Origin of the sequence: Acinetobacter defluvii (assembly GCF_001704615.3) — a bacterium.
GTDB lineage: Bacteria > Pseudomonadota > Gammaproteobacteria > Pseudomonadales > Moraxellaceae > Acinetobacter > Acinetobacter defluvii.
The window spans coordinates 891,142-915,258 of the sequence record NZ_CP029397.2; the positions used below are offsets into that span (position 1 = coordinate 891,142).

18 protein-coding genes are annotated in these 24,117 nt (G+C 38.4%); 14 read left to right on the top strand and 4 right to left on the bottom strand.

Annotated elements, in window-relative coordinates; all coding sequences use genetic code 11:
* Window positions 1-79: 79 nt before the first annotated feature.
* Window positions 80-571, bottom strand: coding sequence for a hypothetical protein (locus DJ533_RS06655; RefSeq protein WP_065993628.1), 492 nt, complete (start codon window positions 569-571; stop codon window positions 80-82).
* Window positions 572-1,004: 433 nt separating this feature from the next.
* On the opposite strand from DJ533_RS06655, the gene DJ533_RS06660 reads away from it, so the two are divergent.
* From DJ533_RS06660 to DJ533_RS06670, 3 genes are read left to right on the top strand one after another with little or no spacing between them, the layout of a single operon-like run.
* Entirely contained in the window at window positions 1,005-1,961 is a 957-nt protein-coding gene (locus DJ533_RS06660) for a metal-dependent hydrolase (protein ID WP_065993627.1), read from the top strand.
* Window positions 1,962-1,989: 28 nt separating this feature from the next.
* Entirely contained in the window at window positions 1,990-2,832 is an 843-nt protein-coding gene (locus tag DJ533_RS06665; RefSeq protein WP_065993626.1) for an SDR family NAD(P)-dependent oxidoreductase, read from the top strand.
* A 22-nt stretch (window positions 2,833-2,854) separates the two neighbouring features.
* Window positions 2,855-4,594: a flavin-containing monooxygenase gene (locus DJ533_RS06670; protein ID WP_065993625.1), complete on the top strand. Its 1,740-nt coding sequence runs from the start codon at window positions 2,855-2,857 to the stop codon at window positions 4,592-4,594.
* A gap of 41 nt (window positions 4,595-4,635) precedes the next feature.
* Here DJ533_RS06670 and DJ533_RS06675 read toward each other — a convergent pair whose 3' ends face one another.
* Window positions 4,636-5,280 (bottom strand): DUF2306 domain-containing protein, encoded by a 645-nt coding sequence (locus DJ533_RS06675; RefSeq protein WP_065993624.1) that lies wholly within the window; start codon window positions 5,278-5,280, stop codon window positions 4,636-4,638.
* 157 nt (window positions 5,281-5,437) lie between these two features.
* Here DJ533_RS06675 and DJ533_RS06680 point away from each other — a divergent pair, with 157 nt between their 5' ends.
* Window positions 5,438-6,106, top strand: coding sequence for a YARHG domain-containing protein (locus DJ533_RS06680; protein ID WP_065993623.1), 669 nt, complete (start codon window positions 5,438-5,440; stop codon window positions 6,104-6,106).
* A 393-nt stretch (window positions 6,107-6,499) separates the two neighbouring features.
* Here DJ533_RS06680 and gltA read toward each other — a convergent pair whose 3' ends face one another.
* Window positions 6,500-7,774, bottom strand: coding sequence for a citrate synthase (gltA, locus tag DJ533_RS06685; RefSeq protein WP_065993622.1), 1,275 nt, complete (start codon window positions 7,772-7,774; stop codon window positions 6,500-6,502).
* A gap of 1,055 nt (window positions 7,775-8,829) precedes the next feature.
* Here gltA and sdhC point away from each other — a divergent pair.
* From sdhC to DJ533_RS06735, 10 genes are all read left to right on the top strand, one after another.
* Window positions 8,830-9,228, top strand: a complete 399-nt coding sequence (gene sdhC / locus DJ533_RS06690) for a succinate dehydrogenase, cytochrome b556 subunit (protein ID WP_148245831.1) — start codon at window positions 8,830-8,832, stop codon at window positions 9,226-9,228.
* The gene (sdhD, locus tag DJ533_RS06695) at window positions 9,228-9,593 is read left to right on the top strand and encodes a succinate dehydrogenase, hydrophobic membrane anchor protein (protein WP_004717289.1); all 366 of its coding nucleotides are present in this window, start codon (window positions 9,228-9,230) and stop codon (window positions 9,591-9,593) included. The genes sdhC and sdhD overlap by 1 nt, the downstream gene beginning before the upstream one ends.
* Window positions 9,594-9,605: 12 nt before the next feature.
* Window positions 9,606-11,504: a succinate dehydrogenase flavoprotein subunit gene (gene sdhA, locus DJ533_RS06700; RefSeq protein WP_065993621.1), complete on the top strand. Its 1,899-nt coding sequence runs from the start codon at window positions 9,606-9,608 to the stop codon at window positions 11,502-11,504.
* 14 nt (window positions 11,505-11,518) lie between these two features.
* Complete coding sequence (locus DJ533_RS06705) at window positions 11,519-12,229, top strand: succinate dehydrogenase iron-sulfur subunit (protein WP_004829428.1); 711 nt, start codon at window positions 11,519-11,521, stop codon at window positions 12,227-12,229.
* A gap of 595 nt (window positions 12,230-12,824) precedes the next feature.
* On the top strand, window positions 12,825-15,662 hold the full coding sequence (locus tag DJ533_RS06710) for a 2-oxoglutarate dehydrogenase E1 component (protein WP_065993715.1): 2,838 nt from the start codon (window positions 12,825-12,827) through the stop codon (window positions 15,660-15,662).
* The gene (odhB, locus tag DJ533_RS06715; protein ID WP_065993620.1) at window positions 15,662-16,876 is read left to right on the top strand and encodes a 2-oxoglutarate dehydrogenase complex dihydrolipoyllysine-residue succinyltransferase; all 1,215 of its coding nucleotides are present in this window, start codon (window positions 15,662-15,664) and stop codon (window positions 16,874-16,876) included. Before DJ533_RS06710 ends, odhB begins: the two co-directional genes overlap by 1 nt.
* Window positions 16,877-16,936: 60 nt before the next feature.
* Window positions 16,937-18,370, top strand: coding sequence for a dihydrolipoyl dehydrogenase (gene lpdA, locus DJ533_RS06720; RefSeq protein ID WP_065993619.1), 1,434 nt, complete (start codon window positions 16,937-16,939; stop codon window positions 18,368-18,370).
* A gap of 167 nt (window positions 18,371-18,537) precedes the next feature.
* Complete coding sequence (gene sucC / locus DJ533_RS06725) at window positions 18,538-19,704, top strand: ADP-forming succinate--CoA ligase subunit beta (protein WP_065993618.1); 1,167 nt, start codon at window positions 18,538-18,540, stop codon at window positions 19,702-19,704.
* A 12-nt stretch (window positions 19,705-19,716) separates the two neighbouring features.
* On the top strand, window positions 19,717-20,607 hold the full coding sequence (gene sucD, locus DJ533_RS06730) for a succinate--CoA ligase subunit alpha (RefSeq protein ID WP_065993617.1): 891 nt from the start codon (window positions 19,717-19,719) through the stop codon (window positions 20,605-20,607).
* 153 nt (window positions 20,608-20,760) lie between these two features.
* On the top strand, window positions 20,761-21,285 hold the full coding sequence (locus tag DJ533_RS06735) for a hypothetical protein (protein ID WP_081406089.1): 525 nt from the start codon (window positions 20,761-20,763) through the stop codon (window positions 21,283-21,285).
* Window positions 21,286-21,441: 156 nt separating this feature from the next.
* Here DJ533_RS06735 and DJ533_RS06740 read toward each other — a convergent pair whose 3' ends face one another.
* Window positions 21,442-24,075: a PepSY domain-containing protein gene (locus DJ533_RS06740; RefSeq protein ID WP_065993616.1), complete on the bottom strand. Its 2,634-nt coding sequence runs from the start codon at window positions 24,073-24,075 to the stop codon at window positions 21,442-21,444.
* Window positions 24,076-24,117: the final 42 nt, after the last annotated feature.

A 24,117-nucleotide genomic window follows, 5' to 3' on the forward strand; every position in this document is an offset into this window, starting at 1 on the left:
TTTATTTTGTGTTTTTTATGTATATGAAGAAGTATCAAAATTAATTGCTAAGAAAATTAGAATACATTGATCTGATCGGTTAAATAGGTTCTAAGATAATGTTTTTAATTCTTTTTAAGAAAATATCTCTGGCAATATCACCTTGTTGCTCAATATTATAATCTTGGTATTTCTTATGCATTTGTAAGGTATAGTGATAAGGATTATATTTGCCATAACTGGCATATAAAGCGATTTGTAAAATTGCACCTTGAAGTAACACATTAATATTTTTTTGGTGTTGATAAATATGCGCCATTTCATGAATAAAAATAGCTTGATTGGATAAGTTTTGTTTGGAAAAATCACAGCAAAAATCAGCATCTTTCATGTGAATACAACCATTGGGTGCCATTAAAATTCCAACGGGTTGCCAAGGTAAATAAGGCTGATTCATGATTAGAACTTTCGAATAATCAATCAAATTTCCAAACACAGACTGACTAATACGAATTTCTCCCTCAGTTAAATGACGGTATTTAAATAATTCAATTTTAAGAAATTTATATAACCAACAATAGAAATTAAACACAGTATTTGCCTGATGATTTTAATGTTTAAAATTATAGCGAGGCTGACTATAAAACACGATATTTATATCAAAATGTCATATTTAAAACTTATGCTACATCAGCTCAGATTCAGTATAAGGATATTTTTAAGTGACATAGACAGTCATGCAGGTAGTTTTTCCAGCTGAAGTGAATAATCAAGTAAAAAGAATAAATTTATAAAAATATCCTTAGAGGACAAAACTTGTTAATAGGTGTTATCAAAAAAAATATTGTCTAACAATTTTTAAAAAAGTAAGAAAATGCTAGTTGAATGACTTTAAATGCTAATAGGATTTGACAAGGCTTAGCGTAATTTTCTATGCATCAAATAGAGTTTTTACTCAAACATGAGCAGCAGATCACAGGATGAACTGCTGTTTATACATTAATCAAATAAAGAGTATTGTAGCCATGTTGTTCGCTAAGCCAGTTAAGTCTATTCTTTCAAAAGTATTTACAGGTTCGCCGCTAAGTTTAGAAGAGCAGACCCCCATTATTCCGATTCGTCATATGAAATTTGATTTTGAGCCAGAAAAACTTGACCCGAAATTTTATCGTAATGCCGAATTGGCAAGTGCTTACTTTGCGTCTTTATCTATTTTCTTGACCTATGGTGAGGATTTAGTGATTGATACTGCACGTTATCATCGTGAATTTATTAAAGATCCATTATTAAAGCAACGCGTGACCTCTTTAATTGGGCAAGAAGCAATCCATTCTAAAATGCACGAAGAAATGAATGATGCTTATGCTGAAATTGATTTACCAGTAAAAATATTTAGATATTTAGCAGAAATTGTTTTTGATTACGGTTTTAATCGATTACCACAGCCAATGAAACTCTCTCTAATGGCGGGTATCGAACATTTTACAGCTGTTTTGGCTGAGTATATGATGAATCATCAAGAAATTTTCTTTGATTCTCAAGACGAAAAGCAGCGTGCAATATGGATGTGGCATATGCTTGAAGAGTCTGAGCATAAAGATATTGCTTATGATGTATTTCAAACCTTGTCAAATAATTATGCCTTGCGTATGGCAGGCTTTTTCCCTGCATTGATTACGATTTTAGTTTTAATCTATGTTGCCTCATTTACAGTTCCTTTGTATCGCAAGCCAAGTAACATTATTAGTTTGAAATATTGGAAAGATGTACCGTACAACTTCGGCTTATTATTTGGTTTCAAAGATGGTGTATACGGGAGTACTTTGAAACATATCTTTGATTATATGCGCCCTGATTTCCATCCAAATGATCATGATACTTCAGACTTTTTAGCATATTACAAAGAAACACTATTGCATCCAGAAACGGGTGTATTAACCCCGTATCTCGTGAAAGAGTTTATTCCTGCATTACGCAGCTAAATATTTAAAAATTAATTGGATGAATTAAATGGGATTTTTTTCAAAAAAAAGAAAGCCTACACAAAATGCATATGCTGTAGTTACAGGTGCAGGAAGTGGAATTGGACGCAGCTTTGCAATGGAACTTGCAAAGCGCGGTGGTACAGTAGTTTGTGCAGATATTAATTTAGCAGCAGAAGAAACCGTAAGTTTGATCGAAACTCAAACTTCAGGCAAAGCTTTTGCAGTGCAATGTGATGTGACAGATAAAGCACAAGTCAAGTCATTGTCTGAACAAGCTGAACAGCTCATGGGGCATGCGGTCACTCTCGTGATCAATAATGCAGGTGTGGGCTTAGGTGGTAAGTTTGACGAAGTATCTCTCGAAGATTGGCAATGGTGTGTCAATATCAATCTTTGGGGCGTGATTTATGGCTGTCATTACTTTGTACCGAAGTTTAAACAGCAAGGTTATGGCGCGATTATTAATGTTGCATCTGCTGCGGGCTATACTGCCGCACCTGAGATGACCGCATATAATGTGACCAAATCAAGTGTATTAGCACTGTCAGAAACATTATCTGCTGAACTGCGTAAAGACAAAATCAGTGTAAATGTACTGTGCCCAACTTTAGTGCCAACCAATATCATGAAGAATGGTCGCTTACCAAAACAGTATGCAGGCGTTGCCGATGATTTGTTAATGAATCATGCCTTTACGACCAGTGAAAAAGTTGCAATAAAAACTTTGGATAATTTGGATGCAGGTAAGCTTTATACCATTCCTCAACCCGATGCAAAATTATTCTGGTTAATGAAACGCGCATCTCCAAGCTTATATACCAAGATGCTTGGTGTTGGATATCCAGTTTTTAATCGATATTTTAAGTAATCCGAAATTTGAGTAGAACAACATGACCACAGAAACAACATTAGATACTTTGCCTGAAGATAAAAGCACTGCAAAAAATACTTCAACTACAGTGGAAGAAGTGAAACAAGTCACTCAGCCTAAAGCAGCAGCGACAGAGAAAGCACAAGCCAAACCTATAGCAAAAACAGCTCCTAAAGCTGAGGTGAAAGTTGAAAATAAACCTGAAGCAAAGGTTGAACAAAAAACTGCTGACAAAGCTCAAATTGCTGAAGAAAAAACAGCAAAAACGACTGAGCAACAAACAACAACATCGAAAAAAGATGAACCAGTGCGTGTATTTGATACGATTGTTGTAGGTGCTGGGATTTCGGGTATTGCTGCGGCATATAAAATGAACCAAGCAGGTTACCACGACTATATCGTGCTTGAAAAAGCAGATCGAGTGGGTGGTACTTGGCGTGATAACAACTACCCAGGGTGTGGTTGTGATGTGCCATCAGCTTTGTACTCATTCTCCTTCTCACCAAGTCACAAATGGAGTCATTTGTTTGCAAGACAGCCTGAAATTCTAAGCTATTTAGAAGAAGTGGTTGAAAAACATGACTTAGGTGGAAAAATTGAACTTGGCATTGAACTGTTAAGCGCCAAATGGGACGACACCAAACACATTTGGAATTTAGAAACATCAAAAGGTAAATTCCAGTCTAAAACGGTGATCTTTACTACAGGTCCAATTACTGAGCCCTCTATGCCAAAAGTGAAAGGCATTGAAAGCTTTAAAGGTAAAATGTTCCACTCTGCACGTTGGGATCATGATTATGATTTAAAAGGTAAACGTATTGCTGTGATTGGTACGGGTGCATCAGCAATTCAGTTTATTCCCCAAGTGCAACCTTTAGCCAAAGAATTATTTGTATTCCAGCGTACCGCACCTTGGGTATTGCCAAAAGCAGACCGTGAGCTGGGCGATACTGCGAAAGGTATCGTGAGTCGCTTCCCTGTGATTCAAGAAACATGGCGTAATAGCGTTGCACAAATTTTAAATGGAATTAACTTCGGATTGCGTAATCCAAAAGTTTTAAAACCAGTGAATTTTTTAAGTAAACAATTGCTTAAACTACAAGTCAAAGATGATGAATTACGTGAGATTTTGACGCCTAACTTTGATATCGGTTGCAAGCGTTTATTGTTCGCTAACAACTACTATCCTGCATTACAACAGGATAATGTTAATGTTATTCCTCATGGCTTGGTTGAGATTGATGGAAATACCGTAATTGGTGCAAATGGTGAACGTCATGAAGTGGATGTCATCATTTGGGGAACAGGTTTTGAAGTTTCTCATCCACCGATTGGTCAGCGTGTGACTAACTCAGAAGGTGTTTTACTGTCTGAGTTGTGGAAAGATAGCTCACCAGAAGCGTATTTAGGTACGAGTATTGAAAAAGTTCCAAATGCATTCTTGGTGTTAGGTCCAAATATTTTGGTATATGATTCTTTCATTGGTATTGCAGAAGCACAGTTAGACTATATTATCAGTGGCTTATTGAAAATGCGTGATCAGAAGTTCACACGTATGGAAATTAAGAAAAATGTGGTGCGTTATCATAACCTGAAAGTTCAAAAAAACTTAAAAACAACAGTATTTAATGCAGGTGGTTGTAAGTCATATTATCTAGATGAAAATGGTCGTAACTTTGCTGCATGGCCATGGTCATTGCAAGAGTTAAAAAATCAATTAAAAGAATTGAACCTTAAACATTATGATATTGCATCTTAATTGATTATATTGTGGAAGCCCTAACACCGTTTAGGGCTTTTTTATTTTTGATGAAGCTTAAAAATAATAATTTCTGCAATAAGTAGATTTATGCTCCAACCCAACCAAGCTTCAAGTTGGTAAATATGCAATGGGGTGAGCCAATCAAAATAGGGTTGTAATTGATATAAAATAATCTTCCATGTCCTTAAACTTAACGCTGACAGTGCGAGCGCAAAGCTGCGAATCATCCAGTCACGATGTGCTAACCAATCCTTTTTTATGATTTTATCCAAAGCAATAGATGTGCTCACTCCCCATAAAATACTTAAAATAATAAAGCATAATTGGGTTTGCCAACCGCCTGCCGCTGAAAAAGCCATGATAAAACCGCTTGGCAGTGCAAAAATAAAAACGCTAAGGATATAAAGCCAGCCGCTATAACGATGGATTTTGGGGAATTTTTGTCGAATTTGACTAAAAAATTGTGTGAAACCTGCGATTAAAACCAAACTACTGACGATCACATGAACTTGAAAAGCAAAACGCCAAGGTTGGGTAGACACAACATCTTGTTTGAGTGCTAAAAAATTGGTGTCAGGTTGCCAAGGGAAATAGTCTAGACAAATTTTAACCATGAGGACGCATAAATAAAAATAGATGCTCATGATTAAAATCAGTCTTTTTTTATTTTTGATTGTGTGCATATTCACCAGTTTTTAATTTAAGTCTGCTGCTCTTGTGCCATTGAGTTTTAAACAGACGACTTTCATGATAAATCTTTACGTTTTAATGGATTTAAAAATTTTAAATTTGAACTAGACTAATTTATAAAATCATAATGCTTAACGTAGAGGAATAACAATGAAAAAAACATATTTTGCCTTATTGGGTTTAAATGTATTGCTGATCCAATCCAGTTTTGCTTTCGATTTACAACAATTAAAAACCTCATGGACAGGTGTTTATGATGGTCAAAAAATTGGGGTATTTATCCAATCTATTGACCGTAACCAAATCAAAGGGTATAGCATTTTAGGTAAAAATAAGCAGGATTTTTCAGGCAAGGTTCAAGTAACATCGCAAGGTTATAAAATTACTGTGGTTGAAAGTGGAGCAAAAACCAGCAGTGGTACTTTTACTTTTCAAGTCAGTCAGAATCAACCTCGACTTTTACAGTCAAGTTGGGAGTCTGCATCGGGTAAAGTCAAACCAAAATATTTCGATCTCAAACCACAACAATGTCGTTACGCAAAAAATCAAGGTTCGTTTGCTGAGGCTTCTAATCGATTGTTGAAAGATGATGATTTACAGCTCCCACCAGACGAGCTTGACTATATGCGTAATAGTATTTATGCGCGTCATGGTTATTCATTTGCCAATAAAGAAGTTGCAAGTTTATTTAGTGATGCGGACTGGTATATGCCGTGTAGTACCAATGTTGAAAAGCAATTGACTCAGATAGAAAAGACCAACATCCAACGTATTCAAAAAGTGCGTCCTTATATGGCAAAAATGGAATGGGCACGCTGATCTATTTTCAAAAGTAAATTTGTATAAAAAGGATAATTAACTCCGATTTACTCAGCGCTTAGATGATGTTGAACATACCAGCAGCTTTAAAATTTATAATGTGCAATTTGGTCTATTTTAATGGTTGCAAAGCTTATATTGTTGTAACTGCTGCGTCTTTATGTGATTCAAGCGCTAAGTGAAGTTTAGAAGAAGCTTATAAAGTAAGGTATGAGATTGAAAGCACATTAAAAGTTATACTACAAGCAAATTATATTATAACTACCATTAGCACAATCAATGCATGTAAGGGGGCAAAAGTGACAGTAAAAGAAGATAAATTATCTTTTAAGATCCAAGAAGCAAGCAATAAAAAACCACCTAAAAGGTGGTTTTTTTAAAACATAAAACGAATTAACGTTTAATGTCACGTTGTACTTCGCCAGTATAAAGCTGACGAGGACGACCGATTTTGTAAGGTGCGCTGTGCATTTCTAACCAGTGGCTGATCCAACCTACAGTACGAGCAAGAGCAAAGATTACAGTAAACATTTCTGTTGGGATACCAATCGCTTTAAGGATGATACCTGAGTAGAAGTCTACGTTAGGATATAAATTACGTTTGATGAAGTATTCGTCAGAAAGTGCGATACGTTCAAGTTCCATTGCAAGTGCAAGTTGTGGATCATTGATACCAAGTGCGCTAAGTACTTCATCACATGTTTCTTTCATTACTTTCGCACGTGGGTCGAAGTTTTTGTAAACTCGGTGACCGAAGCCCATAAGTTTAACTTCTTTAGTTTTCACTTTTTCCATGAAGTCAGCAACGTTTTCTACCGAGCCGATTTCATCAAGCATCTTAAGAACAGCTTCGTTCGCACCACCATGCGCTGGACCCCAAAGAGCAGAGATACCCGCAGCGATACATGCGTAAGGATTTGCACCAGTAGAACCCGCTAAACGTACAGTAGATGTAGACGCATTTTGCTCATGGTCAGCATGAAGCGTGAAAATACGATCCATTGCTTTTGCAAGGATAGGATTTACTTTATAGTCTTTGTCAGCAGGTGTAGCAAACATCATGTACAAGAAGTTTTCAGCGTAACTTAAGTCGTTACGTGGATACATGAATGGTTGACCTACTGTATATTTGTAGCTCCACGCAGCCAAAGTAGGCACTTTAGCAATCAAGCGAATCGCTGTGATTTCACGGTGGTTAACATCTTCAATATCAAGATTGTTGTGGTAGAAAGCAGACAGTGCGCCCACAACACCAACCATGATTGCCATAGGATGTGCATCACGACGGAAGCCATTGAAGAAACGGCTTACTTGATCATGCACCATTGTGTGGCTAAGAACTTTAGTTTCAAATTCTGCTTTTTGTTCAGCAGTTGGAAGCTCGCCATTTAAGAGCAAGTAGCAAGTTTCTAAGTAGTCTGCTTGAGTCGCTAATTGATCAATAGGGTAACCACGGTGTAAAAGCACACCTTTGTTACCATCGATAAATGTAATTTTAGACTCGCAAGCAGCAGTAGCCATAAAACCAGGATCAAAAGTAAAGTGACCTGCGGCCAATACATCTTTAACGTCGATTACATCTGGGCCCAATGTACCACTGTAAATTGGTAATTCAATTTCTTTGCCATCAAGTTGTAAAACGGCTTTTTTGCCAGTTGCTGCAGACATTCAATTGATCTCCTGTCCTGGTGAATGTTTTATCTAACTTGCGTTTGTTTATTAATTACCAAACAAGTTAGACCGATCAAAATTGCTATTAGCTTAGTGAGTACTGAAATTTTGTCAATTATACTTATGGATAAAAAGTGACGTTAGCACAGTAGCTTAGTCATACAATCTCATTCAAAGAATTTTAAATAAACTTGCAGTATCGGCTCAGTATAATAAGGCAAATTCTAGATTTGGTGCATAAAAATAATTATTTCTGCTAGACAAAAACACACTTTGAAGTACAGATTTGTTGAATTTTTAAATAACGAGATAAATCTTGGAAAAATTTAAAATTATCTAATTCCCATAACTTACAAATACAAAAAAATAGGGATGATTGAAAAATAATCATAAAAATGGCTGAAATAATTTTTTTCATTTTAGTTGTTAATTGAGCAAAAAATGGTTTAAAAAAACTTTTAAATGATTAAAAAATAAACTTTAGTGTAAATAATAACCTAAGATTTGATTTTAAAATGAACAAATATTTGCGCTTAAATATTTTGCTACTATTTATTTACAAACTAAGTCATTATTTCTACACATAAACTGTGAAGTCAAATTACATATAGCTTATAGATGGTATTTACTATCGAAATAGTCATTAAAATTTCATCTATTCATGCCAATATAGATCAGCATAATAACTAGACTGATCTGATCGGATTTTTTAATAAAAAATAGTTTAAATAGATGTTGTGCTTTAGTCTAAATTTTAAATGACTTAAATTCTGCAACAGATGTGAGTGTGAATACATATTTAATTATTAAAAAATAATAAGATAAGCAGTTTTAAAAGTTTTATAAATAGAATAATAGTATTATTTTTTTTGTAAATGATTCTTATTTATAGATGTTTTCCTAAAAAAGCCAAACGGCATCGTTTGTATTTTAACAGTTCACGATTTATAATTCGGTGTCGTTTATAAGTTTAGGCAATTTGCTTGCCTAACAATGCCAGCTTTCCTTCGAATTAATTCCAACAAACTCCGGATGGAGTTTTTACTTACAGGATGCCCGCTGTGAAAAGCAACAGACCTGTCAATTTGTCCATGGGTCAAGTTTTAGACGTAAACTTAAAATCCCCTGTGGCTATTGCATCAATTTTACACCGTCTTTCAGGTGTCATCGTATTTTTACTCGTACCGGTACTTTTGTGGCTTTTAGACAAATCATTGTCTTCGCCTGAAGGTTTTGCTCAAGTTCAAGCAATCTTTGGCGGCTTCGTTGTACGTTTCATCGTATGGGTGTTTGTAGCAGGCTTATTATTCCATTTTATTATGGGTATTAAGCATTTACTTGCTGACCTCGGCTTTGCTGAAGAACTTCAAAGTGGTCGTGTTGCAGCTACAATTGCATTAATTTTGGCTGCGATTTCAATCATCGCATCATTTGTATGGATTGTTCTCTAATGAAAAGTGCTACAGGTTTAACGGGTTCAGGTTCTCGTGATTGGTATATCCAACGTGTGAGCGCTGTTGTTCTTGCTGTTTATACTGTTGTCGTATTAGGTTGGATTCTGTGCAATGGCGGATTTAACTACGAGCAATGGTTTGGCTTTATGATGACACTTCCAATGAAGATTTTATCTTTATTGGCAGTCTTATCTCTTGTTGCGCATGCTTGGATTGGTATGTGGCAAGTATTCACTGACTATGTGACTACTCGTCAAATGGGTCCTTCAGCTTCAGGTTTACGCATCGTATTAACATCAGCAGTGATTATTGCTGTTATTGCGTATGCAATCTGGGCAATCCAGATTTTTTGGGCGAATTGATAGGAAGATGTCATGGGCGCTTTAACCCCTAAAGAAGATTATTCAAATATTCCAAGCCAGTTCTTCGATGCAGTCATCGTTGGTGGTGGTGGTTCTGGTATGCGTGCTTCATATCAACTTGCTCAAGCAGGGTTGAAAGTTGCAGTATTAACCAAAGTTTTCCCAACGCGTTCTCATACAGTTGCGGCGCAAGGTGGTATCGGTGCATCTCTTGGTAATATGCAAGACGATAACTGGCACTATCATTTTTATGACACGGTAAAAGGTTCTGACTGGTTAGGTGACCAAGATGCAATCGAGTTTATGTGTCGTGAAGCACCTAAAGTTGTTTATGAATTAGAACACTTAGGTATGCCATTTGACCGTAACGCAGACGGTACAATTTACCAACGTCCATTTGGTGGTCACTCTGCAAACTACGGTGAAAAACCAGTTCCACGTGCATGTGCTGCTGCCGACCGTACTGGTCACGCTCTATTGCATACGCTTTATCAAAGCAACGTGAAAATGGGTACTCAATTCTTTGTTGAATGGATTGCATTAGACTTAATCCGTAACGAAGAGGGTGATGTATTGGGTGTGACTGCGATTGACCAAGAAACAGGTAAAATTGCGGTATTCCAAGCAAAAGCAACTTTATTTGCTACAGGTGGTGCAGGTCGTGTTTACCGTGCATCTACAAACGCATATATCAACACTGGTGATGGTCTTGGTATGGCTGCACGTGCAGGTATTCCATTACAAGATATGGAATTCTGGCAATTCCACCCTACAGGTGTTGCAGGCGCAGGCGTATTGTTGACTGAAGGTTGTCGTGGTGAAGGTGCGATCCTTCGTAATAAAGACGGCGAACCATTCATGGAGCGTTATGCACCGACTTTGAAAGACTTGGCACCGCGTGACTTCGTATCACGTTCGATGGACCAAGAAATCAAAGAAGGTCGTGGTTGTGGTCCTAAAGGCGATTATATCCTACTTGATATGACGCACTTGGGTGCTGATACGATCATGAAACGTTTACCCTCTGTATTTGAGATTGGTAAAAAATTCGCAAACGTGGATATCACCAAAGAGCCGATTCCTGTAGTACCAACAATCCATTATCAAATGGGTGGTATTCCAACAAATATTCATGGTCAGGTTGTTATTCCTGAATATTCTAAAAATGAAGCTGGTTTCCATGCAGGTTATGACAGCACAACTAAAGAATATGCTACAAATGGCACCATGGACTACACAGTTCCTGTAAAAGGTTTCTATGCGATTGGTGAGTGTTCTTGCGTATCTGTACATGGTGCAAACCGCTTAGGGACTAACTCATTGCTTGACTTGGTGGTGTTTGGTAAAGCGGCTGGTGAACATATCATTGATTATGTGACTAAACATCATGGTGATGATTATCAACCACTTCCAAATAATGTGCTTGAAAATACATTAAAACGTATTCGTCATTTAGATGACTCTACTTCTGGTGAAAATGCCCAAGAAGTTGCAGATGCGATTCGTGATATTGTGCAAGATCACGCAGGTGTATTCCGTACGCAAGCTTTGCTTGACGAAGGGGTAAAACAAATCCTTGCGATTGAACCGCGTGTACGCAATATTCATCTAAAAGACAAATCGAAAGTATTTAATACAGCACGTATTGAAGCGCTTGAAGTTGAAAACTTATACGAAGTGGCAAAAGCAACCTTGATTTCTGCTGCTGCACGTAAAGAATGTCGTGGTGCGCATACGGTTGTAGATTACGAGTTACCACCTGATCACCCAACTTATTCATATGGTCGTCGTGATGATGAGTGGATGAAACATACTTTATGGTATTCAAGTGATAACCATCTTGAGTACAAACCAGTACGTTACAGTCCGTTGTCTGTAGAAGCAATTGAACCTAAACCACGTACATTCTAATCGGGAGAAATAAGATGAGTAGAGGTACTCGTACGTTCGAAATCTACCGCTATGATCCTGATAAGGATAAAGCGCCGTACATGCAAACTTTTAAACTTGAGTTGACTGATAAGCACCGTATGTTGCTTGATGCGCTGCTCGCTTTAAAAGTGCAAGATGAGTCATTAACATTCCGCCGTTCTTGCCGTGAAGGTATTTGTGGTTCGGATGGTGTGAACATCAATGGTAAAAATGGTCTAGCATGTTTATGGAACTTAAACGATTTACCAGAAAAAATCGTGATTCGTCCATTACCAGGTTTACCAGTGGTTAAAGATTTAGTTGTGGATATGAATCAGTTCTACGATCAGTATGATAAAATTCAACCCTTCCTAATTAATAATCAACCTGCACCGCCTAAAGAGCGTTTACAGTCTCCAGAAGAGCGTGAACACTTAAATGGTTTGTATGAATGTATTCTTTGTGCATGTTGTTCAACATCATGCCCATCATTCTGGTGGAATCCTGATAAATTCTTAGGTCCTTCAGCATTGTTGAATGCATATCGTTTTATTATTGACTCGCGTGATACAGCGACTCAAGATCGTTTATCCCGTCTTGATGACCCGTTCTCATTGTTCCGTTGTAAAGGAATTATGAACTGCGTGTCAGTATGTCCTAAAGGTCTGAACCCAACCAAAGCAATCGGTCATATCCGTAGCATGTTGCTCGACCAAGCAGGTTAATGCCCTAAAAATCAAAGAGCGCACCTTAAATTTAAGGTGCGCTCTTTTTTTATATACTTTTTGTATAGCTTGTATGTGCGTGAAATAGTATTTTTCTATAATGGGTTGAATTTTTATATAAACAACTCCATATAGTATTCGATTATAATAGTTATGTATTTAGCTATTTTATAGATGGTATGTGTCAAAAAAATCAATTGAAGCTTAAGTTCATGTTAGGATTTAACAAATTGCTGTAAGCAGAAAAAATGCAGTGCTTATGTACATTTTTTAACATAAGTGAGGTGTGCTTAAGTTTATAACTTAAGTAAGTGCTTGCGAAATGAGCCGCTTTAGAAAAAACAAATCAAAACTTTGTTTTTTCTAAGTCGATTTGCAAAAAAATTGCTCAGCTGCGGTTGAGTATAGATGAGTGGTGATGCCATTGAGGGCGTTATGATTCATTGTCTGCATTAGTAAAATTCTAATGCCGTATAACGCCCTTTGGTTTTTGGGATCTAGGGGTGAGTGCCAATTTACCAGTTTGGCATGATCAATCTTGGGTGTGCTTAAAAAGCATCCTCTAATGTTTTTGCAATAGGAAATGGGTCCACAAATGCAAGAAGTTGCTGACGCACTGCGTCTTGACACTGAACTTTCCGCTGATAGTGCAGCGTATATTGAAGAGCTTTACGAGCAGTACCTGTCTTCTCCAACCTCAGTCGGTGAGGATTGGCAACAATATTTCGATAAATTCCCTAAAGGTGATCAGCCCCACGGCAACATTCGTGAGCAATTCTTATTATTAGGTCGCAACTCAAGTCGTGTTCAACCTGTTGTACAAAGTGAAGTCAGCACTGAACATGAACGCCGTCAAATTGGTGTGTTGCAACTGATTGCTGCGTATCGTAACCGTGGACATCAAAAAGCAAAACTTGATCCTTTAGGTTTGGCTAAACGTGAAGACGTGCCAGATTTAGATCTTGCAGCACATGGTTTAACCAAGTCAGATTTAGATACTGTATTTAACTCTGGCAATCTTGCGATTGGTAAAACTGAAGCAACTTTAGGTGAAATGGTTGAAGCAATGGAGGCAACGTATTGTGCTTCTATCGGTGCGGAATATATGCACATTGTTGATACCAAAGAAAAACGTTGGATTCAACAACGCTTAGAAGGTGCACGTGGTCAATTTGGTTTCTCTGCTGAACAAAAGAAACATGTACTGGAGCGTCTAACTGCTGCCGAAGGTCTTGAAAAATACCTTGGCAATAAATACGTTGGCGCAAAACGCTTTGGTGTTGAAGGTGGTGAGTCCTTCATCCCGATGGTCAACGAATTGATTCAACGCGCAGGTTCGGTTGGTTGTAAAGAAGTTGTGATCGGGATGCCACACCGTGGTCGTTTAAACTTACTTGTGAACATTATGGGTAAAAACCCAGCTGATTTGTTTGGTGAGTTTGAAGGTAAGGCACTCAATAAAAAAGGTTCTGGTGACGTTAAATACCACCAAGGTTTCTCATCAAACGTGATGACTCCAGGTGGTGAAGTTCACTTGGCATTGGCGTTTAACCCATCGCATTTAGAAATCGTTGGTCCTGTAGTTGAAGGTTCGGTACGTGCACGTCAAGTACGCCGTAAAGACATTGGTGGTGATGACGTATTACCAATCATTGTACATGGTGATGCAGCATTTGCAGGTCAAGGTGTGAACCAAGAAACCTTCCAAATGTCACAAACGCGTGGTTATACCGTAGGTGGTACAGTTCATATTGTTGTAAACAACCAAGTTGGTTTTACCACCTCTGATCCACGTGATGCGCGTTCTACAGAATACTGTACTGACATTGCGAAAATGATCCAAGCACCGATCTTCCATGTGAATGGTGATGATCCAGAAGCTGTATTATTTATTTCACAATTAGCACATGATTTCCGTCACACTTTCCGTAAAGATGTTGTGATTGATATGTTCTGTTATCGTCGTCGTGGTCATAACGAAGCGGATGAACCAGCTGCAACTCAACCAATGATGTATCAAGTGATCAACAAAAAAGCGACAACACGTACGTTGTATGCTGATCAATTGGTTCAAGAAAAAGTATTGGATCGTGCTGATGCAGATGCTTTGGTTGAAAAGTATCGTGAAGACCTTGAAGCCGGTCGCCATGTAGCTAATGCACTTGTACTTGAACCAAACAAAAAAATGTTTGTGGATTGGACACCGTATTTAGGTCATGATTACACTGATGTTTGGGATACAACTTTCCCAATCGAGCGCTTAAAAGAACTTGGTCGTAAAATGCGAGAGTTGCCTGAAGGCTTCGTGATGCAACGCCAGGTGTCGAAAGTGATTGATGACCGTTTGAAAATGCAAACAGGCGAAATGCCATTGAACTGGGGTGCTGCTGAAGTTTTAGCTTATGCATCACTGTTAGATGATGGCTATCTAGTGCGTTTAACGGGTGAAGACGTAGGCCGTGGTACATTCTCACATCGTCATGCTAAGCTTCATAACCAAGTAGATGGTTCGGTTTATATTCCACTTTGTCACATTAAAGAAAATCAACCACGTACCGCAATTTATGACTCTTTATTGTCAGAAATGGCAGTACTTGCGTTTGAATATGGTTATGCAACGACATTGCCACACAGTTTGATTATTTGGGAAGCACAATTTGGTGACTTCGCAAACTGTGCCCAAGTGGTGATCGACCAGTTCATTTCTTCTGGTGAAACCAAATGGGAGCGTGTTTGTGGTTTAACACTACTTCTTCCACATGGTTTTGAAGGACAAGGTCCAGAACATTCATCTGCACGTTTAGAGCGTTTCTTACAGCTTTGCGCAGAAGAAAATATGCAAGTGATTACGCCAACTACACCTGCCCAAATCTTCCATGCGATGCGTCGTCAAGCGATCCGTCCAATCCGTAAACCAATGATCGTAATGTCTCCTAAGTCATTACTTCGTCATAAACTTGCAACGTCTACTTTAGATGAGCTTGCAACTGGTACATTCCAGACTGTGATTGATGAAGTTGATCAAATCAACAAAGCGGACGTAACACGTCTCGTACTTTGTGGTGGTAAAGTGTATTACGATTTACTTGAAAAACGTCGTGAACAAAACTTGAATATCGCACTTGTACGTGTTGAACAATTATATCCATTCCCAGAACAACGCATTGCTGAAGTTCTTGCGACTTATCCAAACATTCAAGAACTTGTTTGGTGCCAAGAAGAGCCGAAGAACCAAGGCGCATGGTTATTTATCGCACCACGCTTATATGAAGGTGTGATGAAATCTGGTAAACAAATTCGTATTAGCTACGCAGGACGTGAAGCTTCAGCTGCACCTGCATGTGGCTCACCTTACTTGCATGCAAAACAACAAGCTCAGCTTGTCAATGACGCTTTAGCGATCGTAGCTGAACAATCAGGAGAATCTAAATAATGGCAACCGAAATTAAAGCACCGGTGTTCCCAGAGTCAGTTGCTGACGGAACAATTGCAACTTGGCACAAACAACCAGGTGAAGCTGTATCACGTGATGAAGTGATCTGTGATATTGAAACGGATAAAGTTGTTTTAGAAGTTGTTGCTCCTGCTGATGGTTCTATTTCTGCAATCATCAAGAATGAAGGCGATACAGTTCTTTCTGCTGAAGTGATTGCAACATTTGAAGAAGGTGCAGTTTCTGGCGCAGCTCCAACACAAGCTGTAAGCGATGGGAATGTTGAACAAGCGGCAGCTCAAACTGAAGCGGGTGCAGCTCCTGTGGTTGAGCGTGCTCAACCTGTTGCTGATCAAGCACCAGCTGTACGTAAAGCATTGTCTGAAACAGGTATTGCTGCCTCTGAGGTAGAAGGTACTGGTCGTGGTGGTCGTATCACCAAAGAAGATGTTGCAAACCATCAAGCGAAACCAGCTGCAGCAGCGGTAACACCTTTAAGTGTTGCGGTAGGTGAGCGTATCGAAAAACGTGTTCCAATGACACGTCTGCGTAAACGTGTTGCTGAACGTCTTCTTGCTGCAACGCAACAAACAGCAATGTTAACTACATTTAACGAAGTTAACATGAAGCCAATCATGGACATGCGTGCACAATATAAAGACGCATTTGAAAAACGCCACGGTGCGCGTTTAGGCTTTATGTCTTTCTTTGTGAAAGCATGTACAGAAGCACTTAAACGTTTCCCAGCTGTAAACGCATCAATTGATGGTGATGATATCGTTTATCATGGTTTCTATGACATCGGTGTCGCAGTATCTTCTGATCGTGGTCTAGTTGTACCTGTACTTCGTGACACAGATCGTATGAACTATGCTGAAGTTGAAAATGGTATTCGTGCATTTGCTGGTAAAGCACGTGATGGTAAACTTGCCATTGAAGATATGACTGGTGGTACTTTCACAATTACTAACGGTGGTACTTTCGGTTCATTACTTTCAACTCCGATTTTAAACCAACCACAAACTGCAATTTTGGGTATGCACAAAATCCAAGATCGTCCTATGGCAGTGAATGGTCAAGTTGAAATTTTACCAATGATGTACTTAGCACTTTCTTATGACCACCGTTTAATCGATGGTAAAGAAGCTGTAGGTTTCTTGGTGACTGTAAAAGAATTGTTAGAAGAACCTGCTAAACTAATTCTTGATCTTTAATTCTTTAGAATAACAACACGGGCTTAGGGTGATCCTCTAGGCTCGTTTTTGGAGATAAACATGTCTCAATTTGATTTAGTGGTAATCGGCGGTGGACCAGGTGGTTATGAAGCAGCAATCCGTGCAGCTCAGCTTGGTTTTAAAGTTGCGTGTATCGAAAAGCGTGTACACAAAGGTAAGCCATCTTTAGGTGGTACTTGCTTAAACGTAGGTTGTATCCCTTCTAAAGCACTTTTAGATTCTTCACATCATTATGAAGATACGCTTCATGGTTTAGATGTGCATGGTATTTCTGTAGAAAATGTACAGCTTGACCTTGCTAAATTGCTTGCACGTAAAGACAAAGTTGTAGACAACTTGACTGGTGGTGTTGCGCAATTATTAAAAGGTAATGGTATTGAATGGTTACAAGGTACGGGTAAATTACTTGCGGGTAAAAAAGTTGAATTCACACCATTAGACGGTAGTGAAGCTCAAGTTTTAGAACCTAAATATGTGATCCTTGCAACCGGTTCTGTTCCTGTAAATATTCCAGTGGCAAAAGTAGATGAAGACTTAATTGTTGATTCTACGGGTGCATTAGAATTCCAAGAAGTTCCTAAGCGTTTAGGTGTAATCGGTGCAGGTGTGATCGGTCTTGAATTGGGTTCAGTTTGGCGTCGTTTAGGTGCTGAAGTTGTGGTGTTTGAAGCATTAGACAGCTTCTTGCCAATGGCGGACAAAGCACTTTCTAAAGAATATCAAAAAATCTTAACCAAACAAGGTTTAGATATTCGTATTGGCGCGAAAGTTTCTGGTACTGAAATCAACAACGGTCAAGTTACTGTTCAATACAACCAAGCTGGCGAAGATAAAACTGAAGCATTCGATAAATTAATCGTTTGTGTAGGTCGTAAAGCTTATGCAGAAGGCTTATTGGCAGAAGATTCAGGCATTAAACTAACTGAACGTGGTTTAGTTGAAGTAAATGATCAATGCTTAACATCTGTTGAAGGTGTGTATGCGATTGGTGACTTGGTACGTGGTCCAATGCTTGCACATAAAGCAATGGAAGAAGGCGTAATGGCAGTTGAGCGTATCCACGGTCATGCTGCACAAGTGAACTATGACACGATTATCAGTGTAATTTACACACATCCAGAAGCAGCGTGGGTAGGTTTAACTGAAGAACAAGCCAAAGAGAAAGGTCACGAAGTTAAAACAGGTCAATTCCCATTTGCGGTGAATGGTCGTGCTTTGGCTGCCAATGAATCTCAAGGTTTTGTGAAGTTCGTTGCAGATGCCAAAACGGATCGTTTATTGGGTATGCATGTCATTGGTCCTGGTGCGTCAGACATCGTACATCAAGGTATGATTGCACTAGAGTTTGTATCTTCTGTTGAAGATTTACAATTAATGACATTTGCTCATCCGACCTATTCTGAAGTTGTGCATGAAGCGGCATTAGCCGTTGATGGTCGTGCGATTCACGCAATTCAACGTAAGCGTAAATAATCTAAAGAGAGCGGTTTCGACCGCTCTTTTTTTATCATGATGGTTGTTTTTATTTGAATAATCATCTAAAAATAAAAGAACAAACTTAAATAAATGTCAGTGTTTAATGCGATGGAAGTTTAAATACTGATTGTTATAACAACGTGAAAAGTAGTAAAAGGTAAAAAATGAATCTACATGAGTATCAAGCAAAAACGCTGTTAAAAAAATATGGTATGCCTGTTCAAGAAGGCATTTTAATTACGTCACCAGAAGAAGCAGCCGCTGCATTTGAGCAGATTGACGGTAAGTTTGCCGTGATGAAAGCGCAAGTGCATGCAGGTGGTCGTGGTAAAGCAGGTGGTGTAAAAGTTGTAAAATCTGCTGAAGAAGGGGCTGAATATGCAAAAAATCTACTAGGTACAAATCTCGTCACTTATCAAACCGATGCAAATGGTCAGCCTGTAAATAGCATTTTGGTTTGTGAAGACGTTTATCCAGTAGAGCGTGAATTGTATCTTGGTGCGGTTGTAGACCGTTCTTCACGTCGTGTAACTTTTATGGCATCTACAGAAGGTGGTGTCGAAATTGAAAAAGTTGCAGAAGAAACACCTGAAAAAATCTTTAAAGTAGAAGTTGATCCTTTAGTGGGATTATTACCGTTTCAAGCACGTGATGTTGCGTTCAAATTAGGTTTAAAAGACAAACAAGTTAGCCAATTTGTCACTATCATGACAGGTGCATATAAAGCATTTATTGAAAATGACTTTGCATTATTTGAAATTAATCCACTTTCAGTGCGTGAAAATGGTGAAATTTTATGTGTCGATGCCAAAGTGGGTATTGATTCAAATGCACTGTATCGTTTACCTGAAATTGCAGCAATGCGTGATAAATCTCAGGAAAATGAGCGTGAGCTCAAAGCATCTGAGTTTGATCTCAACTATGTTGCACTCGAAGGTAATATTGGTTGTATGGTGAATGGTGCTGGTCTTGCAATGGCGACCATGGACATCATTAAACTTTATGGTGGACAGCCAGCAAACTTCTTAGACGTAGGTGGTGGCGCAACTAAAGACCGTGTGATCGAAGCATTTAAAATTATTTTATCTGACAGTTCAGTACAAGCTGTTTTGATTAATATTTTTGGTGGGATCGTACGTTGTGACATGATTGCAGAAGCAATTATTGCAGCGGTTCAAGAAGTAAATGTAACAGTTCCAGTTGTGGTTCGCTTAGAAGGTAACAATGCGGAATTGGGTGCAAAATTACTTGATGAATCTGGTTTGAAATTGATTTCTGCGACTGGGCTTGCTGATGCCGCAGAAAAAGTTGTTGCTGCAGTGAAAGCGTAAGGAGTATCAATCATGAGCGTATTAGTAAATAAAGACACCAAAGTATTGGTACAGGGTTTCACAGGTAAAAACGGTACATTCCATTCAGAGCAAGCTTTGGCCTATGGCACAAAAGTTGTCGGTGGAGTAACACCGGGTAAAGGTGGTACGACACATTTAAATTTACCTGTATTTAACACCATGCGTGAAGCAGTACAAGAAACAGGTGCAACAGCAACCTCAATCTATGTGCCTGCACCATTTGTATTGGATTCGATTGTTGAAGCGATTGACTCTGGTATTGAATTGATTGTTGTGATTACTGAGGGTGTACCAACTTTGGATATGCTCAAAGCAAAACGTTATTTAGAAACGAATGGTAATGGTGCACGTATCATTGGCCCAAACTGTCCAGGGATTATCACACCGGGTGAATGTAAAATCGGGATTATGCCAGGGCATATTCATCAACCAGGTAAAATTGGTGTAATTTCTCGTTCAGGTACATTGACTTATGAAGCAGTTGCACAAACAACTAAGCTTGGTCTAGGTCAGTCTACATGTATCGGCATCGGCGGTGACCCGATTCCAGGGATGAATCAAATTGACTGCTTAAAACTTTTCCAAGAAGATCCACAAACTGAAGCAATCATCATGATTGGTGAGATTGGTGGTACTGCGGAAGAAGAGGCTGCTGAATATATCCAATCTCATGTGACAAAACCAGTTGTGGGTTATATCGCAGGTGTAACAGCGCCAAAAGGTAAGCGTATGGGGCATGCAGGCGCAATCATTTCTGGCGGTAAAGGGACTGCAGAAGAAAAATTTGCAGCATTTGAAAAAGCGGGTATGGCATATACACGTAGCCCTGCTGAACTCGGTTCAACCATGATGCAATTGTTAAAAGACAAAGGTTTAGCTTAATCCAAAATAATTTGGAGCTTTTAAAATAAACCAAAAAGAGAGCTTAATGCTCTCTTTTTTATGGAAAAGTCATTAAAAAATGCATCCAGATTTTCAAAGAATGTTATAGTTTGAAAAGAATAACAAATCAGTTTTATTGGTTATGGATGGATCATGCACCTAAAAACATTATGTAGTATTTTATTGATGTGTATAGGACATGATGCATATGCGGATACTACGATGACAACTTCAAATACGCGGCTCGAAAATAGTTTTTCTAAACCCAAGCCATTTTTTAAATATGATTTTTTTAAACATCTAAAGCAAAAGAAAAAACAAATCACAGATACAGAAACTGCGATCGAAATCGCTAGTGCAGATTTAAATCAAGAGCAAAAAAAATTAGCAGAAGAGCATGAACAAGAGCTTAAAAATTATTCAGTTTTAAGTAATCAATTTTATGAAGATGGGCATTTTAAAGTTTTTAATTATACCGCATTTACTACCGATGATTTTAAAAGCCGTGTCAGTGCAGGGCAGTCTATTCAACAAGAAGTACAGGGTCTAAATATTTCTGTGGGTTATGGAATGGAATTTAAAATCAACAAAACTAACACACTCGGTTATGAATATTTATCAAGCTTTCCTTATGATCGTGGGCAGATGGTACGTTTATATTGGGTCAAAGCATTATAATTTATTTTTTAATAGTCGTCCTTACTCGTCTAAGCTGCTCGTCTGGACAAAAGATTGTTGAGAATATAACTTCTTAAATTTTAGCAAAATAAAAACCGAGGCATCTGGCTCGGTTTTTAAATATTGTATTAAATGATAGTTTTAAAATGACTTAACTTAATAGACATCACGTTTATAACGACCATTTTCACGTAGTTGATTCAGTTGTGTTTCTCCTAAAATCTCTACAAGTGCGTGATCTACATCACTTGCCATACCTTGAATACTTCCACAAACATAGATGACTGCACCTTGTGTAATCCATGTTTTCAGTAAGTCTTGCTGTTCATGTAGTTTGTGATGCACATAATTTTTTTCTGCTTGATCACGTGAAAAAGCAAGGTCTAAACGTTTTAGCATACCTGTGGTTTGCCAAGCTTCTAAAGTTTCTTTGAAGAAGAAGTCATGTGCTTGTTGACGCTCACCAAAGATCAGCCAATTTTCAGTATAATTCAAACGAACACGCGCATGAATTAGGCTCATTAACCCAGCAATGCCTGTACCATTCCCGATACAAATGATTGGACGATTGTCATTAATCAAATGGAAAGATGGATTGGTACGGATACGCATCGCGATCTGCTCACTTACTTGAGTATGCTGTGTGAGCCAACCTGAACCTAAGCCTAAATTTCCATCTGTATCACTTTGTTGGCGTACCACCAGACGTAAAACTTGTTGTTCTGGAATACTGGCAATAGAGTATTCACGGGTAGGTAATATCGGTAATTGTTCAAGTAAGTGTTGCATGTTGGCAAAAGGTTCAACTTCAACAGTAAGGTTGCGGTTCCAAAGTGCCTGTTGAATTGTGAGATTTAATTCATTTACAGGTGTGTTGCTAGCAATGTGATACTTATCCAAAAATGCTAGGATGCGCTCAAGGCTATTGCCTGGTTGGATCTCAGCTATATCGCCAGCTTGCCAAACAACTTCGTGTACTGTATGGAATTCAAGATTAAATACAGGTCCGCCTAAACTATTTGGATTGAGCAATTCACGTTTTTTGAATGTCCATTCATCAAAAACTTTTTCAATATGCATATGACTAAGTTCAAGTTTACTGATTTTTGCCAATGCAGTGGTCCATTTTTCAATATCAGCCGCATTGGCATTGTCTACTTCAATGGTGTTAAACATCGCTTGTGCTTGATTTTGCTGTAACCATGTATCGAGCCAATGACCAAAACTGCAATACGTTTCTGGATATTCTTTTGAGCCCAAGGCTAAAACCGCATATTTTAAATGCTTTAGATCGAAAGAATGTGGCATGATTTTTTTAACAAATGTGATTGCTAAATCAGGTGCCTCACCTGTGCCATAGGTGCTGACGATAAATAAAATCTGAGGACAGTTTTGTAAATCTTCTATGGTTAAATGTTGTAAGGCTTTCACTGTGACAGGTTGGCGAGCTGCTTGTAAATTGGTTGCCGTACGCCAAGTCAGTTGTTCAGAAACACCTGTTTGAGAAGCATAACTGATCAGCCAAGGCGTTGCATGTGGGTCAACATCAATAATCGCAGTGTGGTGACGTGCAGCCAAAGTCAGTTGCTTTTGTTTACGACGTTTGAGATACAGCATCCATCCCGTTACAAAGAACAGAGGCATAGATAATGCAGCCAACATCACTAAAAACTGATAAACAGGACCAAAGAAACTACCACGATGAACAGGGAGCATGCTACTCATGATTTTTTCATTGAGTTTTTTATCTGCATAAAGCTCAATTTTCTCGATTTGATTATTTTGATAATTATAGATTGCCTTATTTCTTGCACGCTCATGTTGTGGAATCGCATCCACAAAAGAAACGTCCATAGTACCATCTGCTTTTTTGGGTGTAGAGAGGGTAATAGAAGAGTAATCTTGCTTGAGTTGTGCATGAAAGCCCGTCCATGTTTGCGTATAGGCAAGGGCAATTTGCTTTGAGTCAAGCTTAGATTGCTCTCGCCCTTTGCCGTGACCTTCAGCATTTGCTGAAGTAGTTTTTTCACCTCTTACTTGTTCTGCTGATGTACCAGCACCACGCATCTGTTCAGTTTGTTTTGCTTTACCTGCATTTGCTTGCATTTCAGGTTGAGGGCGATCCACACCTAAAACTTTGAACATACCGTTACGCCACCAGTCATATGACCAGTACAAACCTGTAACTGCTAAAAGTAAATAGAAAATAACTACCCATGTTCCAACAACAGCATGTAAATCCCAAAGGAAATTACGACCTTTGAGTTTTGGTTTAATGCTGAACCATTGCTTAAATGAATGCTTTTTCGGCCAACGTAAGTACAAACCACTTAAAATGAAATAAATCAAAATTAGAGTACATGCAGCTGTGATTTGTTTACCAACAGGTCCAACAGTTAAATTACGGTGGAGTTGTTGGATAAACTGGAAGAACTCACGCCCTTTCACCTCTGGCAGAATTTCAGCACTATAAGGGTTGATCATGACATTGAAGCCTTTACGGGCGCCTTCTTTCTCAATATTGATACTAGAACTGGCATCAGGGGCTTGATGAATGGTGATACTATTAATTTTAATTTTAGGTTGTGTAATCTGAAAATGTTGGTAAATTTCTGCGGGAGTTAATTTGGCACGATTTTCAACTTGAACAGTATAACTGTCTGGATTTAGCCATTTTTGAATCGGTTGCTCATAAGAATAAATCGCCCCAGTGACTCCCATAATAGAAAGAATCAGACCAGCAGTGATCCCAAAAAACCAATGAAGTTGAAAAAGTATCTTTTTAAACATGTGTGTTTAGGTTGAAGGTAGTATTTGAATAGCGCAATTATA